The sequence below is a fragment of the Halovulum marinum genome (assembly GCF_009697225.1).
Classification (GTDB): Bacteria; Pseudomonadota; Alphaproteobacteria; order Rhodobacterales; family Rhodobacteraceae; genus Halovulum; species Halovulum marinum.
The window spans coordinates 23,602-39,589 of record NZ_WIND01000026.1; the positions used below are offsets into that span (position 1 = coordinate 23,602).

A 15,988-nucleotide genomic window follows, 5' to 3' on the forward strand; every position below is an offset into this window, starting at 1 on the left:
AATGGCGAAACTGCTACCGATCGCGCTGGTCGCCCTTGGCCTTGGCGCAGGCGCCGCCGCGGGGCTGGTGCTCAAACCCGGCAAGCCGGTCTGCGATCCCGAGGCCCCGGAGAAGACGCCGGAGGCCTGCGCCGCGGCCGAGGCGCCCGCCGCAAAGGAAACATACGAAGATGGCAAGACCGAGTTCGCCGAGCTCAAGCGCCAGTTCGTGGTGCCGATCGTGCGCGACGAGAAGGTCGAGGCGCTGGTCGTCGCCTCGCTGTCGGTCGAAATCGCAGAGGGCGGGGCCGAACACGTCTATTCGCGCGAGCCGAAGCTGCGCGATGCATTCCTGAACGTGCTGTTCGTCCATGCCCATTCCGGCGGGTTCGACGGCGCGTTTACCTCGCGCGCGGCGATGGCCGACCTGAAGGCCCGGCTGGTCGAGGTCGCCCGTCCGGTGGTCGGCGAGGGCTTGCGCGACGTGCTGATCACCGAGATCGTCCGCCAGGACCTGTAGGCGCACGCCGCCTGCACCGATCGCGCCACCATTGCGAGGCCGGGATTGCCGGCGTCACGGCCCGGGCCGTGGCCGGGACGCCGGCGGCGCGTCATCGAGGCGCCGCTGCCGCTCCTGCACCCGGCGGCGGTCGAGCTTGTCGGCGATGTCGTCCAGCGCCAGTGCGCGGCCGTGCGCGACCGCGAGGTCCTGGCGGGCGGGGCCCAGCCGCGCCTCGGCCGTCTGCAGCGACCGGGCCAGCACGGCGTGGCGCGCGTGACGCCACTGCTCGCGCGAAGCGACCGCGGTCAACAGACCGGGATCGCATGCACCATGCGCCGGCAGGGTTTCGGCCGGGCGCCGCAGCGCTGCTTCCTCGGCGGCGACGGCATTGCGGCGCGCCAGTGCCGCGGCCAGATCGGCCTCGGCCTTGCGCCGCCGCAACGTCGCCAGGTGCTGCAGGCGCGCGATCGCCTCGGGCGTCATGGCAGTCCTCCGTTCCGTTCCCGCATCTTCCGCCGCATGTCCTCGGCAAAGCGGATGGCGGCGGCGACGGCGCGGTAGAGATCCGGCGGAACCTCCTGACCGATATCGACCGTCGCGTGCAAGGACCGTGCCGTCCGCGGGTCGCGGTGGATCGGCACGCCGGACTCGCCGGCGATGGTCCGGATCCTCGCGGCGATCTCGTCGGTGCCCTTGGCGACGCATTTCGGCGCCGAGCCGCGCTTGCGGCTCCAGGCCAGGGCCACGGCGTAGTGCGTCGGGTTGACCACCACGACGTCCGCGCGCGGCACGTCGGCGAGCATGCGGTTGGTCGCGATCTCGGTGGCCCGGCGGCGGCGCTTGGCCTTGAGCATCGGATCGCCCTCGGATTCCTTGGACTCGTCGCGCAGTTCCTGCAGCGTCATCTTCAGCTTGCGGCGGTGGTCGAACCGCACCCATGCCAGATCGAGCGCGGCGATCGCGACCGACAGCAGCGCCACGCCGACCAGAAGCTTCTGGACCAGCGACAGCATCAGCGCCGCGACCCCCGCCGGCGTGCCGGCGACCGCGCCGATCACCCGGTCCATCTCGGCGGACAGCAGAACCACCACCAGCGCGGACACGGCGGACATCTTCACCAGCCGCTTGGCGAACTCCATCAGCCCGGTGGGGCCGAACTTGTTGCGCATCGAGGCCAGCGGCGACAGCCGCGAAAGCTTCGGCTGCAGTTTCTCCCCGGCGATCACGACCGCCTGCTGGCCGACCAGCGCGGCCAGCGCCCCGAGCGCCGGGAGCAGGAACAGCGGCGCAACCGCCGCGAGGATGGTGCCGAAGATGCCGGCCAGCGCGCCGCGGCCTCCGGGCCCGAGAACGACGCCGGTCAGCTGATCGGCGGTGCCGAGCAAGGCCGCCAGCGCCGCGCCGCCGCCCGACATCAGCGCCGCGCCACCGGCCGCCGCGCCCACCAGAAGGCCCAGATAGACCGCCGCGACCGTGACCTCGTCCGACTTGGCGACGTCGCCGCGGCGGCGCGCGTCCTCCAGCCGCTTGTGCGTCGGCTCGTGGGATTTCTCGCCGCTGTCGCCCTGTCCCTGGCTCACCGCGGCAGCCCCGAGGTGAACGGATTCGCCAGCACCGCGTCGAGCCGCCCGCTCCAGACGCCCAGCATCACCGGGGCGGCGAGCAGGAACAGCGCCAGGGTGCCGCCGGTGATCACCGGCGCGCCGATGAACGCCACCATCAGCTGCGGCATCGCCCGGTTTATCGCGCCTAGCGCCAGGTTGTAGAGCAGCGCCGCGATGACGAAGGGCGCGGCGAGGGTGAAGCCGAGGGCGAAGCCCGCGACGGCGTGGCGCAGCCCCCAGGCGCCGACATCCGCGCCGGGCAGCGCCGCACCGATGCCGAGCACGCCGTAGCTGGCGATGACGCCGGCGGCGATCTTGACGTGCAGCCCCGCCGCCATCGCCAGCGCCAGACCGGCCATGGTCAACCCGTTGCTCATCGCCGGCATCGGGTCGGGCGCCAGCCCGGGCCCCGCCATCTGCGCCAGCGCGGTGGCCTGCCCGGCGATCGAGCCGGCAAGCTGCAGCGCGTGGACCAGCAGCCGCGCGGCCAGGCCGATCAGCAGACCGATCCCGGTCTCGGTCAGCACCAGCGCCGCGAACCGCGGCAGGTCGACCGCCGCCGGCACGCCGCCGGTATCGACGGCGGGGGCGACCACCGCGGTCAGCGCCAGCACGGCGGCAAGCTTGACGCGCATCGGCAGGAAGATCTCGCCGAAGCCCGGCATCAGTCCGACGGCGGCGCCGAGGCGCACGAACACCAGGGCCGTCGCCAGCAGCCGGGTCTCGAACTGGTCCAGAAGCGCCTGCAGCAGGTCGAACATGCTCAGGCGACCCCGACCATCGCCGGTTTCCGGTCGGTGCCGATTTCCTCGAACGACAGCACCGGCGCACGGATGCCCTTGGCCTTCAGCACCGTCTGCACGAAACGGCGCCGCCGGCCCGAGGTGACCACCGCCGGATAGCGGCCGAGACGCGCGGCGTCGCCCAGACGGGTGGCGACGGCTTCGGCCAGGCGGTTGAACTCTCCGGGCGGCAGCGCCACGTCGAGCGCCCCGCCGGGGCCCTCGATCTGGTGCTGGGTGAACAGCTCTTCCCAGGCCGGGGCAAGCTGCACCAGCGGCAGCGCGCCGTCGCCCTCCTGCAATTCGGCGGTGATCTGGAAGCCCAGCCGGCGGCGGACATGCTCGCACAGCGCCTCGGGCTGGGCGGTGGCCTGGTTCAGCTCGCCGATCGCCTCGAGGATCACCGGCAGGTTGCGGATCGAGACCTGCTCGGCCAGCAGCAGGCGCAGCACGGCCTGCAGCTGGTCCACCGGCACCTTGTCGGGAACGTATTCATCCAGGATCCGCCGGTTCGCGGCGGCCCGGTCCGGGTCCGAGGGGGTCACGAACTCGTCCAGCAGCCGCCGCAGCGTGCGGCGGGTGAACAGGCGGGCGAAATTCTGCTTCAGCACCTCGAGCAGGTGGGTGGCGATCACCTCGGTCGGCGTGACCACCGAGAAGCCGGCCAGCGAGGCAGCTTCCTGCTCGCCGGGGGGGATCCAGCGCGCGGGCGCGCCGTACACCGGCTCGGCCACGTCGCGGCCGGCGGGCTCGGACGGGACCGCGTCGGCGGTCAGCATCAGCACGCTGTCGCGGTCGATCTCGCCGCGCGCGGCCTCGACGCCCTGGACGCGGATCGCGTAGGTGCCGGCGGGCAGCGTCGGGTTGTCGGTCAGGCGGATCTCGGGCAGCACGAAGCCGAACTCCTGCGCGACGTGGTGGCGCATGTTGACGATCCGCGCGTCCAGGCCGGTGGCCTGTTCCATCACCGTGCTCACCAGGTCGGCCGAGAATTCCAGGTGGATCTCGTCCAGGTCCAGCATGTCGCCCAGCTTCTTCTGCGGCGGTCCGCTGGGCGCGGGTGCCGGCGCCCTGGCCTTCTCGGCCTCGGCCCGGGCGACGCGCCGCGCCGCCTCGCCGCCGGCGGCCAGGATCGCCGCCCCGGCCAGGAACGGGGTCAGCGGCAGGCCGGGGATCAGCGCGAACAGGGCCATCAGCCCGGCGACGGTGAACAGCGCCGTCGGATAACCGCCGAGCTGGCGCAGCATCGCCCGGTCGGCCGAGCCCGCGGCGCCACCCTTGGACAGCAGGATCGCGGTGGCGATCGAGATGATCACCGCCGGGATCTGGCTGACCAGCCCGTCGCCGACGGTCAGGATCGCATAGGTCTCGAACGCCCGGCCCAGCGGCATGTCGTGCAGGAACACGCCGATCGCCAGCCCCATGACCAGGTTCAGCAGGGTGATCAGCAACCCCGCCACGGCATCGCCCTTGACGAATTTCGACACCCCGTCGAGCGAGCCGAAGAAGGTCGTCTCCTCCTGCTCGCGGGCGCGGCGCTCGCGCGCGTCGTCATGGCTGATCGCGCCCGAGGCGAGGTCGCTGTCGATCGCCAGCTGCTTGCCCGGCATGCCGTCCAGCGCGAAGCGCGCGCCGACCTCGGCCATGCGCCCGGCGCCCTTGGTGATGACGATGAAGTTGACGATCAGCAGCACGCCGAACACCACCAGCCCCAGGAACAGCGAACCGCCCATGACGAACATCGCGAAGCCCTCGATCACGCCACCGGCGGCCGCGGTGCCCTTGTGCCCGCTGCCGATGATCAGCTTGGTCGAACTGATGTTCAGCGACAGCCGCAGCATCAGCGAGGACAGCAGGATCATCGGGAACGCCGAGAAGTCCAGCGGCCGCTCGATGAACAGGGTGACGGTGAAGATCAGGATCGCCAGCCCGAACGACGCCGACAGCCCCATGTCCAGCACGATCGCGGGCATCGGCAGGATCATCATCACGATCACCGCCATCAGCGCGATCGACAGCATCACCGTGGGCTGGAACAGGCGGGCGGCGGACATCGGCGCGGCCCTCAGTACAGCGGCCGGCCGGGCGCCGCGAGGATCGGCGATCCGGCGGGCAGGCCGAGCACCGCGGCAAGGCTGCCGCGCGGCGCGGACTGCGGCAGGCCGACCGTGGCGCCGCGCGGATATTGCTGCGCCGCGGCGATCACCCGCGCCGGCTGGCTCGCCGGCGCCGGAGTAGCGGCGACCGGCGGCGGCGTCTCGCCCGACAGCCGGGCCAGGATGCGTTCGAACCGCGCCTGGTAGCGGGTGGCGTACTGCGGCGTGCGGGAGTGGTAGGCCCCGGCCGATTTCGCCCAGGAGCCGGTTTCGGCATAGAGCCGCTTCAGGAACTGCGCGGCATAGAGCGCGTTGCGGTACGGGTCGAACATCTCCTCGACCGAGGCGAAGGCGTTGCCGTGCCAGCGGTAGTTGATCTGGAAGCAGCCGACGTCATAGCTGCGAGCGCCGCCGGCGTGGTGCGCGCGGACATAGCTGAGCGCGGTGGCGCGGTCATCGAACCAGGTTCCCTTGCCCTCCATGTTCACGGTCCAGGGCCACGGCTGCAACTGCCCGTCGCGCTTGCGCCCGGTCTCGGTGAGCGAGATTGCCCGCAGCACCGCATAGGGCACGCCGGTGTCGCGCGCGGCGCGGGCGCCGGCCTCGTCGCAAAGCTGCGCCGAGGCCGCGGCGGGCGCGCTCCACAGCAGGCAGGCCGTCAGAACGGCGGCAATGGTCCGGAGCACGGGGATTCTCCTCCTGCACGGGGTCTTGATCCCGAGGCGTAGGGCAGGGGCGTTACCAAACCGTAAGCAGGCCCCGGAGGAGGTGTGGAAATCAGCCGCGCAGCGCGCGCAGCATCACGTCGACATTCGCCGGGTCGGCCTCGGGCGTGATGCCGTGGCCGAGGTTGAAGACGAACGGGCCGCCGGACAGCGCGGCGACGGTGCGCCGGACGCCGTCCGCGAGCGCGCTGCCGCCGGTGACCAGCAGCATCGGGTCCAGATTGCCCTGCACGCAGGTCAGCGGCTGCAGCGCGCGCGCCGCCCAGTGCGGATCAACGCTGGTGTCGATGGCGCAGGCCTCGACCCCGGTCGCCTGCACGAACGGCACCACCTTCTCGCCGGCCTGGCGCGGAAAGCCGATCACCGGCACGCCGGGGTGCCGTTCGCGGATCCGCTCGACGATCGTCCGCGCCGGACGGGTGGCGTAGCGCTCGAACATCAGGCCGGGCAGGGCGCCGGCCCAGCTGTCGAACAGCTTGACCGCCTCGGCGCCGGCGTCGATCTGCGCGATCAGGTACTGCGCCGTCGCCTCGGTCAGCAGGTCGATCAGCGCGTCGAACGTCGCCGGGTCCGCGTACATCAGCTGCCGCGCCGGGCCCTGGTCCCTGGTGCCCTGGCCGGCGATCATGTAGGTCGCCACCGTCCACGGCGCGCCGGCAAAGCCGATCAGCGCCGTCTCGCGCGGCAGCGCGCGGGACAGGATGCGCACCGTCTCGTAGACCGGCGCGAGCGTCTCGTGGATCGCCTCGACCGGCTTCAGCGCCCGGAAATCCTCGGCCGAGGTGACGGTGGACAGCCGCGGCCCCTCGCCCTGCACGAACCACAGCTCTGCGCCCAGCGCCTGCGGGATCAGCAGGATGTCGGCGAACAGGATCGCCGCGTCGAAGCCGTAGCGGCGGATCGGTTGCAGCGTCACCTCGGCGGCCAGGTCGGGGTTGTAGCACAGGTCCAGGAAATTGCCGGCCTGCGCCCGCGTGGCGCGGTATTCCGGCAGGTAGCGGCCGGCCTGGCGCATCATCCACACCGGCGGCACCGGCAGGGTCTCGCCGGCGAGCGCGCGCATCAGCGGTTTGGCGGTTGTCAGCATCCGGTCCTCGTGCCTGGTTCGCGGCGGACCATAGCGGCGCGGCCCCGGCAGGGAAAGCCGGTGCGGCGATTGCACCCGCCGGGCGACGCCGCTAGGGTCCGCGCCATGTCGCACCCGCTGCCTTCAACCGACCGCCCGCTGCGCATCGGCACCCGCGGCTCGCCGCTGGCGCTGGCGCAGGCGCACGAGACCCGCGCCCGCCTGATGGCGGCGCACGGCCTGCCCGAGGCGGCGTTCGAGGTGGTCGCGATCAAGACCACCGGCGATCGGGTGCAGGACCGCCCGCTGGGCGAGATCGGCGGCAAGGGCCTGTTCACCCGCGAGATCGAGGACGCGCTGCTGGCGGGCGACATCGACATCGCCGTGCACTCGATGAAGGACATGCCGGTGGCACAGCCCCCGGGGCTGATCCTGGATACCTACCTGCCGCGCGAGGACGTGCGCGACGCATTCGTGACGCTCGACGGCGGGCGGCTGGCGGATCTGCCGCACGGCGCGGTGGTCGGCACCTCGTCGCTGCGGCGCCGGTCGCAGCTGCTGCACCGGCGGCCCGACCTGCAGGTGGTGGAGTTCCGCGGCAACGTGCAGACCCGGCTGCGCAAGCTGGCCGAGGGCGTGGCGCAGGCGACGTTCCTGGCGATGGCCGGGCTGAACCGGCTGCAGATGGGCGCGCGGGTGCCGCACGCCCCGATCGCGCCCGAAGAGATGCTGCCGGCGGTGGCGCAGGGGGCGATCGGCATCGAGCGGCGGCAGGCGGACGACGCCACCGCCGCGCTGCTGGCGCCGATCCACGACGGCGACACCGGTCTGCGCATGGCGGCCGAGCGGGCCTTTCTGGCCGGGCTGGACGGGTCCTGCCAGACACCGATCGGCGGGCTGGCCGAGCTGTCGGGCGGGCGGCTGCGGCTGCGCGGCGAGATCATCCGCCCCGACGGCTCCGAGGCGCTGTCGACCGACGCCGAGGGCCCGGCGGCGGACGGCGCGGCGATGGGCGCGGCGGCGGCGGCCGACCTGCGCGGCCGGGCCGGACCGGGGTTCTTCGACTTCTGAGCGTTTCGCGGTATTATGCCCGGACAGCAACCTGGTACGGGTGTTCCCGGGAAGGGGCGTGCATGGCCCGCGTTCTGGAAGTGGTCGATCGGCATTATGCCGATCTGACCGTCGAAGTCCTGTCCAACCCGGCACTGGCCGACCTGGCGGTATTCCGCGACGATGCGGCGCAGGCACAGGGCTGGTCCGAGCAGGTCTGGGCCTTCGTGCCGGACCGGCACAACGCGCATCTGTCGGTCTATCTGAAGCAGCCGGACCGCATGGGCGCCGACCTGCGCATCGCCTTCGTGGCGCGCCGGGCGCTGGCCGGATGGTCGCGGCCGCACCGGCTGTGCGGGCGGCTGTGCCGGGTCCGGAATTGACCGGGATCAAGGCCGCGGCCTGCGATTGCGGGCAAACAGGGCGCGCCGCGGCGATCAAAACCGCGTCAGGGGGCGCCCCTGCGGCGATGAGACCGGTTGGCAATGGTTGTTGAAAGTGGCGTTTTCTGACAGATATCTACCTCGCAAGGCCGCGCAGACGGTGCAAGTGAAAGGTCCCCGCCGATGGATTTCGATGCTTTGTTCAATGCCCAGCTGGATACCCTGAGGCAGGAAGGCAACTATCGCATCTTCGCCGACCTCGAACGCGAACGCGGAAATTTCCCGCGCGCCCTGAACCACGGCGGCTCGGGCGTGCGCGACGTGACCGTGTGGTGCTCCAACGACTATCTGTGCATGGGCCAGCACCCGAAGGTGCTGCAGGCGATGCACGAGGCCCTGGACAAGTCCGGCGCCGGCGCCGGCGGCACCCGCAACATCTCGGGCACCAATCACCACCATGTGCTGCTGGAGCGCGAGCTTGCCGAATTGCACGGCAAGGAGGCGGCGCTGCTGTTCACCAGCGGATATGTGTCGAACTGGGCGACGCTGGGCACGCTGGGCGCGCGCCTGCCGAACGCGGTGATCCTGTCGGACGCGCTGAACCACTCGTCGATGATCGAGGGCATCCGCCACGCGCGCTGCGACAAGAAGATCTGGAAGCACAACGACGTCGAGGACCTGCGCCGCAAGCTGCAGGAGTGCCCGGCCGGTTCGACCAGGATCATCGCCTTCGAATCGGTCTACTCGATGGACGGGGACATCGCCCCGATCCGCGAGATCTGCGATCTGGCCGACGAGTTCGGCGCGATGACCTACGTCGACGAGGTGCATGCGGTCGGCATGTACGGCCCGCGCGGCGGCGGCGTGGCCGAGCGCGAGGGGCTGATGGACCGCATCACCCTGATCGAGGGCACGCTGGGCAAGGCGTTCGGCGTGATGGGCGGGTACATCACCGGCTCGGCGGCGCTGGTCGACTTCGTCCGCTCGTTCTCCAGCGGGTTCATCTTCACCACCGCCCTGCCGCCGGCGCTGGCCGCCGGGGCGCTGGCCTCGATCCGCCATCTCAAGGAAAGCCGCTGGGAGCGGGCGCGGCAGAAGCAGCAGGTCGCCAAGCTGCGCGCCCGGCTCGACGCGATCGGCATTCCGCACCTGCCGAACCCCAGCCACATCGTGCCGGTGATGGTGAAGGACCCGGTGAAGTGCAAGATGATCTCGGACGTGCTGCTGGACGATCACGGGGTCTACGTCCAGCCGATCAACTACCCCACCGTGCCGAAGGGGACCGAGCGGCTGCGCTTCACCCCCGGCCCCGGACACAGCGACGAGGACATCGACCACCTGGTGGGCGCGCTGCACGCGTTGTGGAAGCATTGCGCCCTGGCCCGCGCGGTGGCCTGAGGGCCCTGTTGCAAGTCTTCATCCCGGCCTGAATCCGGCGCTCGCGTTAAAGTCTCTTTGCCGTGCGGCTGCCTTTGCCCTATTTCGGTAGTCATCGTGATCCCATCCGGAGGAAAGTGATGAAGACCGCATTCGCCATCGCCGCGCTCGTCGCCCTGCCCGTCGCCGCGTCCGCCCAGGAGGGCGACGCCGAGGCCGGCAAGGACCTGTTCAAGCGCTGTTCCTCCTGCCACATGATCGCCAATGGCGACGAGGTGATCGACGGCCGCGGCAAGACCGGGCCGAACCTGTACGGCATCGCCGGACGCCAGGCCGGCACGGTCGAGGATTTCAACTACGGCGAAAGCCTTGTCGCCGCGGGCGAGGCCGGGCTGGAGTGGAACGAAGAGGACTTCGCCGCCTTTGTCGCCGATCCGCGCGCCTTCCTGCAGGAATACCTGGACGACAGCTCGGCCCGCTCGAAGATGACGTTCCGGCTGCGCGACGGCGCCGCGGACGTCTGGGCATACCTGCTCAGCGTCGGCCCCGAGTCCTGACCCCGGACCGCGCCCGCCGGATCTGCTGACGCGTCGGCGGGCGGCGCTTTTGGCCGCCGCTGCGTGCGTGCAGGGACCGCCTGCAGCGCGCGCGGATGCCGCCGGCCGTAGCGCCGCGCGCGCGGGTGCGGCGCGGGCGCTCCCGGTCGCCCGACAGGGCTGTCACAGCCGCGGGCCGAGCGCGATTGATCCGGTCCCCGTGCGGCACTATAGCCGGGGCCGGAGGAGTCCCGATGAGCGTCGCCCACCCCGGCCAAGGCCATGCGAGCCGGCCCGCCCCGTCGCAGGGGTGGGCGCACCACATGCGCGCCACGCTGAAGATCGGCGCGCCGCTGATCGCGGCGCAGCTGACGCAGCAGGCGATTCAGGTCACGGATACGGTCATGCTGGGCTGGCTCAGCGCCGAGGCGCTGGCAGCGGGCGTGTTGGCCACGACGCTGTTCTTCATCGGCTTCATCGCCGGGACCGGGTTCGCCTACGCGGTGATGCCGATGGCCGCCTCGGCGGCGGGTGCGGACGATGTGCGCGGCGTGCGCCGCGTTGTGCGCATGGGCCTCTGGGTCGGCGCTCTGGTGGTCACCGTGCTGATGGTGCCGCTGTGGTTCGCCGGGCCGATCCTGCGCCTGACCGGGCAGGACCCCGAACTGGTCGCGCTGGCGGTGCAGTACCTGAGTGTCGCGCAGTGGGCGCTGTACCCGGCGGTGGCGGTGATGGTGCTGCGCTCCTACCTCTCGGCGCTGGAACGGACGCAGGTGGTGATGTGGGCGACGCTGGCCGGTGCGGGCCTGAACGTCGTGCTGAACTGGATGTTCATCTTCGGCAACTGGGGTGCGCCCGCGCTGGGCATCCGGGGCGCGGCGATCGCGACGCTGGGCTCGCAGACGCTGATCCTGCTGCTGCTGGTGGCCTATTCGCTCAGCCGCCCGGCGCTGAAGAAATACGAGCTGTTCGTGCGTTTCCTGCGGCCCGACTGGGAGGCGTTCCGCGAAGTTCTGCGCCTCGGCGTGCCGATCAGTGCGACCATTCTGGCCGAGGTCGGCATGTTCTCGGTCAGCTCGCTGCTGATGGGGCGGCTGGGGACGATCCCGCTGGCCGCGCACGGCATCGCGCTGCAGGTGACCTCGGTGATCTTCATGATCCCGCTCAGCCTCGCAAGCGCCGGGACCGTCCGGGTCGGCCATGCGCTGGGGCGACACGACGCCCACGGGCTGGACCGGGGCGCACGCACGGTGATGACGATGTCGCTGGCGGTGGCATTGTCCGGCGCGCTGGTGCTGTGGCTGCTGCCCGAGCCGCTGATCCGCGCCTTTCTCGACGACCAAGAGCCGCAGCGCGCCGCGATCGTGGCGACCGGGACCGGGCTTCTGGCCGTCGCGGCGGTGTTCCAGGTGGTGGACACGCTGCAGGTGATCTCGGTCGGGCTGCTGCGGGGCCTGTCGGACACGCGGGTGCCGATGTGGATCGCGGTGGCGAGCTACTGGGGCCTCGGCATCCCGGCGGCCTGGGCGCTGGCCTTCCCGCTCGGCATGGGCGGCATCGGCGTGTGGATCGGCCTGGCGCTGGGCCTGTCCGCGGCGGCGGTGATGCTGACCTGGCGCTTCGCGCAGCGCGACAGGCTGGGCCTAGTGCGCTACCCGGCGCGGACCTGAGCCTGGGCCGCCAGCGCGCCCGTCAGCCGGTTTTCGGCGCTGCCGGTCAGGCGGACCTGCACGATCCGCCCCTCGGGCGCGCCGCCGACGACGTCCACCTCGGCGAAGCCCGGAGTGCGGCCACGGGTCGAGCTCTCCATCAACACCGGCTCGGTGCGGCCGGTCATCGCCGAGAGGTGCCGGGCGACCTGCCGTTCCCCCAGTGCCCGCAGCCGCGCGGCCCGGTCCCTGATCGCCGCGCCGTCCACGGCGGGCATGCGCGCGGCGGGGGTGCCCTTGCGCGCCGAATAGGGAAAGACGTGCAGCCAGGTCAGCCCGCACTCCTCGACCAGCTTCAGCGAGTTCTCGAACATCGCCTCGGTCTCGGTCGGGAACCCGGCGATGATGTCGGCGCCGAACACGATCTCGGGGCGCAGGCGGCGGGCTTCCTCGCAGAAGCGGATGGCGTCGTCGCGCAAGTGGCGGCGCTTCATCCGCTTCAGGATCATGTCGTCGCCCGCCTGCAGGCTCAGGTGCAGATGCGGCATCAGCCGGGGCTGCCCCGCGATCGCCTCCATCAGCGCAGGATCGGCCTCAATCGAGTCGATCGAGCTGATCCTGAGGCGCGGCAGGTCCGGCACCAGCTTCAGGATGCGCTGCACCAGATCGCCCAGGCGCGGCTCTCCCGGCAGGTCGGCGCCCCAGCTGGTCAGGTCGACCCCGGTCAGCACGACCTCCTGGTAGCCGCTGCCGACCAGCCGCGCGATCTGCTCGACCACGACACCGGCGGGAACCGAGCGCGAGTTGCCCCGGCCATAGGGGATGATGCAGAAGGTGCAGCGATGATCGCAGCCGTTCTGCACCTGCACATAGGCGCGCGCGCGGGTGCCGAAGCCGTCGATCAGGTGACCGGCGGTTTCGGTCGCGGACATGATGTCGTTGACCTGCACCTTCTCGGTCCGGCCGATGAAATCCGGGCCCCTGGCGACGCCTTCCCAGGTCTCGGCGCGCATCTTCTCGAGGTTGCCGATCACCAGATCGACCTCGGGCATCGCGGCATAGGTCTCGGGCTCGGTCTGCGCGGCGCAGCCGGTGACGACGATCCTTGCGTCCGGATGCTCGCGGCGCAGCCGGCGGATGCGCTGGCGCGACTGGCGCACGGCCTCGGCGGTGACGGCGCAGGTGTTGACGACGACGGTGTCGCCCAGCCCGGCGGCCGCGCCCAGCTCGCGCATGGCCTCGGTCTCGTAGGCGTTCAGCCGGCAGCCGAAGGTCTCGAAGACGGGGGGCTTCATGTCAGCGGCAGCGCCGGTGACAGCACCCCTTCGAAGACCTCCTGCGTCGGGCCGGTGATCCAGACGCCATCCTCGCGCCAGTCGACATGCAGCGTGCCGCCGTCGACGACCACCGTCGCCGCCCGGTCGGTCAGCCCGCGCCGGGCGGCCGCCACCAGCGCCGCGCAGGCGCAGGAGCCCGAGGCCAGCGTGATCCCCACGCCCCGCTCCCAGATGCGCAGGCGCAGCCGGTCGCGGGCCCGAACCTCGACCATCTCGACATTGGTGCGTTGCGGGTAGAGCGGGTCGGTCTCGAACCGCCGGCCCTGCGCGGCGATGTCGGCGTTCTCGGCATCGTCGGTGAAGAACACGCAATGCGGGTTGCCCATGCTCAGCGCGACGGGGCCGCCGTCCAGCGGCAGCTTCAGCGTGTCCGTCTCGCGCGCCAGCGGCACCTCCCGCCAGTCCAGCGCCGGACGACCCATGTTGACCCGGGTCAGCCGATCGCCCGCGTCCTCGGCCACCAGCACGTCGAAATCGGTGCGCAGGGTGACGCGGGCGGCTCCGGTCTCGTCCATCAAGCGCCGCGCGACGCAGCGGGTGGCGTTGCCGCAGGCCCCCGACAGGCTGCCGTCGGCATTCCAGAAGGTCAGGCGGACGGTCTCCTGCGGATCGTCGTGGATCACCGCCAGCTGGTCGAAGCCCACGCCCCGGTGCCGGTCGCCCAGCGCCCGCGCCAGGGCAGGCGTGACCGGGTCGACGCCGCCCCGGGCGTCGACGACCACGAAGTCATTGCCCAGCCCATGCATCTTGACGAAGCGCAGGACAGGCGCGGTTTCGGCAGCCTGAGTCATGGCGCGTGATATATGCGCATGCAGCCGCCGGCGCCAGACCTCGGGTGCAACACGGAAATCCGCCGATTTGCCCCTTGACCTGCGGCGCCGCTCCGTCTATTTCCGCGGCCTGCGTGGGCCGTTAGCTCAGTTGGTAGAGCAACTGACTTTTAATCAGTGGGTCGCAGGTTCGAATCCTGCACGGCTCACCACGTTTACCTTTGTTATCAATGCCTTGAGGGCTGCCGGTTTTGTCGGCGGCGCGCTTTGCGTTCTGCCGGAAGCAATACGGAAGCACGGCGACAAGAAAGGTAGCGGCAGTCTAAGTGTGGTTAGATCGCAACGGCCTTGTTGGGCGCGATAGCCGAGCTGCCTTGATGGCGACTAGGAGCGTCCCTTTTTCAATTCAGGCATGAACTTTCGCGATAGTGCAGTCTGCTGCCGTTCGCCTCGTTTCACTCGCGCCGTGTGGGGCGGTTTCCGGTCGTACGCTGCGCTGGACACAAACGGCGGTGATGCGCTTAAATCCGACTATTGTCGCCGTACCAAAGTTGGCGACGCATCGTAAGAACCGAGTTTGCGATCAGAACACCCGCGATGGACCTGATCGATACTTTCGACGTAAACTGATCATCCTGACATCGAAAATCGGCCACACCAGATCGTCCCAATGCGGGACCACCAACCCGTGAAACAAGATTCATTTGTTCCAGCCCGACAGAAAACGTCTTACATGGAGAGAACCGAAAAGAGGACGGCACGATAGCACGAAGAGAAAGTCGTAGGTTGAAGCCTTCGTAGAAAGCCTTCTTTGACATGCCTGAAGACTTTTCCAACATCAGAAACTCCGTTCAAAAACTGTCATCACTCGCCGAATGTGAATTTTACCTGAGGAGTCTAAATTTATGGCAAACAACTCATTTGACGAGTTCCATAGGCGTTTAAACTTGGCGCGGGTTGGCGGTGCTATCTTGTTCTGCGGCGCAGGTTTTTCCGCGGATTGCCTGAATTTCAAGCCGGATGACACCCTCGGCACGGGCGCGCAGCTGCTCGACCTCTTCAATGACGAACTTAGTCAGCAGCCACCATACAAGGACCTACGAAATGCCGCCGATGCACTACAGGAAAAGATTGGCGACAACGGCATGATGACACTCCTGAAAGAGCGGTTTACCGTTTCCAACGTAACTGCTGATATGGCCGATCTTTTACGCTACCCATGGCAAGCGGTCTACACGACAAATTACGACGATGCTCTCGAGATTGCGGCAAAGGCCGCGATCAAACCGGTCGAGGCGATCAATAACTCCGACGATCCCGACACGGCCGCGCAAAATCTCCCGATCATCCATCTACACGGCTATGTGCAGAAATGGGACATACACAACTTTCGCGATAGCTGCGTGCTCGGCGCAGAGAGCTACTCGAAGCTTACCAGTGCAAAGAACTGGCTCGACCGCTTTCGGCGCGACATCGACCAGGCTCAGATCGTAGTCTTCGTCGGGTTCAATGCTGGCGATTTCCACTTAAATCAAGCGATCAACGACCTGACAGGTTTGCGTGGAAAGGCCTTTTTTATCAATCGACCGACCGCACAAGCCGACCCTGATGTCACCGCCGCCCAAACGCGACTCGGCACACCATTCTTCATGGGCCGTGCGGGACTTGCCACTACGATCAGAGAACTTCTGGCCAAGGATGCACCGAAAGTGCCGCAACTTGCCAGCTTCGCAAAATACACACCCTCAGAACCCGCGGCTACGGTTCCCACACAAATCCAGATTGAAGACCTGTTTCTATATGGAAAAGTAGAACCGTCGCAGCTCGCGCGGGATTGGTCCAACAATTTATCCGAATATCACATGCAACGCAGCGCCACACAAGAAATTCTGGCCGCTATCGCTGATGACGCCCGAATTCTACTTCTTGAGGGATATCCCTGTGATGGCAAGACCCTGCTCACAGCCGATCTTGCCTATCGCCTCTCGGGGGGGAGACCGGTCTACCAAATGCGCCAAGCTTATGAAAACGTGCTGAACGAGGTCGCAGACATTCTTGAGCTACTCCCCATTCGTTGGACAGTTTCCTACGCGATTTAAGCTACTCTCTGCCCCTGCTGGTCGGTTTCGATC

The 15,988-nt window shown here is 69.2% G+C and carries 15 protein-coding genes and 1 tRNA gene; 8 read left to right on the forward strand and 8 right to left on the reverse strand.

Annotated elements, in window-relative coordinates:
• Window position 1: 1 nt before the first annotated feature.
• Entirely contained in the window at window positions 2-499 is a 498-nt protein-coding gene (locus GE300_RS19765) for a flagellar basal body-associated FliL family protein (protein ID WP_154449228.1), read from the forward strand.
• Between the two features lie 54 nt (window positions 500-553).
• On the opposite strand, the gene GE300_RS19770 is transcribed toward GE300_RS19765, so the two are convergent.
• The 6 genes from GE300_RS19770 to hemE all read right to left on the reverse strand — a co-directional run bounded on the left by GE300_RS19770 (window position 554) and on the right by hemE (window position 6,775).
• Window positions 554-964: a hypothetical protein gene (locus GE300_RS19770; RefSeq protein ID WP_154449229.1), complete on the reverse strand. Its 411-nt coding sequence runs from the start codon at window positions 962-964 to the stop codon at window positions 554-556.
• Window positions 961-2,061: an EscU/YscU/HrcU family type III secretion system export apparatus switch protein gene (locus GE300_RS19775; protein ID WP_325063337.1), complete on the reverse strand. Its 1,101-nt coding sequence runs from the start codon at window positions 2,059-2,061 to the stop codon at window positions 961-963. Before GE300_RS19775 ends, GE300_RS19770 begins: the two co-directional genes overlap by 4 nt.
• Entirely contained in the window at window positions 2,058-2,846 is a 789-nt protein-coding gene (locus GE300_RS19780; RefSeq protein WP_154449230.1) for a flagellar biosynthetic protein FliR, read from the reverse strand. Before GE300_RS19780 ends, GE300_RS19775 begins: the two co-directional genes overlap by 4 nt.
• Window positions 2,847-2,848: 2 nt before the next feature.
• Window positions 2,849-4,921 (reverse strand): flagellar biosynthesis protein FlhA, encoded by a 2,073-nt coding sequence (gene flhA / locus GE300_RS19785; protein ID WP_154449231.1) that lies wholly within the window; start codon window positions 4,919-4,921, stop codon window positions 2,849-2,851.
• 11 nt (window positions 4,922-4,932) lie between these two features.
• Window positions 4,933-5,649, reverse strand: coding sequence for a transglycosylase SLT domain-containing protein (locus GE300_RS19790; protein WP_325063338.1), 717 nt, complete (start codon window positions 5,647-5,649; stop codon window positions 4,933-4,935).
• A gap of 91 nt (window positions 5,650-5,740) precedes the next feature.
• Window positions 5,741-6,775: a uroporphyrinogen decarboxylase gene (gene hemE, locus GE300_RS19795; protein ID WP_154449232.1), complete on the reverse strand. Its 1,035-nt coding sequence runs from the start codon at window positions 6,773-6,775 to the stop codon at window positions 5,741-5,743.
• Between the two features lie 105 nt (window positions 6,776-6,880).
• Here hemE and hemC point away from each other — a divergent pair, with 105 nt between their 5' ends.
• The 5 genes from hemC (at window position 6,881) to GE300_RS19820 (ending at window position 11,770) form a co-directional block, all read left to right on the forward strand.
• Window positions 6,881-7,825, forward strand: coding sequence for a hydroxymethylbilane synthase (gene hemC, locus GE300_RS19800; RefSeq protein WP_154449233.1), 945 nt, complete (start codon window positions 6,881-6,883; stop codon window positions 7,823-7,825).
• A gap of 62 nt (window positions 7,826-7,887) precedes the next feature.
• On the forward strand, window positions 7,888-8,187 hold the full coding sequence (locus GE300_RS19805) for a DUF6150 family protein (RefSeq protein ID WP_154449234.1): 300 nt from the start codon (window positions 7,888-7,890) through the stop codon (window positions 8,185-8,187).
• Between the two features lie 183 nt (window positions 8,188-8,370).
• Window positions 8,371-9,585 carry a 5-aminolevulinate synthase gene (hemA, locus tag GE300_RS19810; RefSeq protein WP_154449235.1) on the forward strand — a complete coding sequence of 405 codons (1,215 nt, stop codon included), beginning with the start codon at window positions 8,371-8,373 and terminating at the stop codon, window positions 9,583-9,585.
• A gap of 119 nt (window positions 9,586-9,704) precedes the next feature.
• Window positions 9,705-10,121 carry a c-type cytochrome gene (locus GE300_RS19815; RefSeq protein ID WP_154449236.1) on the forward strand — a complete coding sequence of 139 codons (417 nt, stop codon included), beginning with the start codon at window positions 9,705-9,707 and terminating at the stop codon, window positions 10,119-10,121.
• A gap of 233 nt (window positions 10,122-10,354) precedes the next feature.
• Entirely contained in the window at window positions 10,355-11,770 is a 1,416-nt protein-coding gene (locus GE300_RS19820) for an MATE family efflux transporter (RefSeq protein WP_154449237.1), read from the forward strand.
• Here the strand turns inward: GE300_RS19820 and mtaB are convergent.
• Window positions 11,752-13,044 (reverse strand): tRNA (N(6)-L-threonylcarbamoyladenosine(37)-C(2))-methylthiotransferase MtaB, encoded by a 1,293-nt coding sequence (gene mtaB / locus GE300_RS19825; protein WP_154449238.1) that lies wholly within the window; start codon window positions 13,042-13,044, stop codon window positions 11,752-11,754. The two genes, GE300_RS19820 and mtaB, sit on opposite strands and share 19 nt — an antisense overlap.
• Entirely contained in the window at window positions 13,041-13,877 is an 837-nt protein-coding gene (gene dapF, locus GE300_RS19830; RefSeq protein ID WP_154449239.1) for a diaminopimelate epimerase, read from the reverse strand. Before dapF ends, mtaB begins: the two co-directional genes overlap by 4 nt.
• Before the next feature lie 115 nt (window positions 13,878-13,992).
• On the opposite strand from dapF, the gene GE300_RS19835 reads away from it, so the two are divergent.
• Together GE300_RS19835 and GE300_RS19840 are read left to right on the forward strand one after the other, a co-directional pair.
• A tRNA-Lys gene (locus GE300_RS19835) sits at window positions 13,993-14,068 on the forward strand.
• A 693-nt stretch (window positions 14,069-14,761) separates the two neighbouring features.
• Complete coding sequence (locus GE300_RS19840) at window positions 14,762-15,955, forward strand: SIR2 family protein (protein WP_154449240.1); 1,194 nt, start codon at window positions 14,762-14,764, stop codon at window positions 15,953-15,955.
• Window positions 15,956-15,988: the final 33 nt, after the last annotated feature.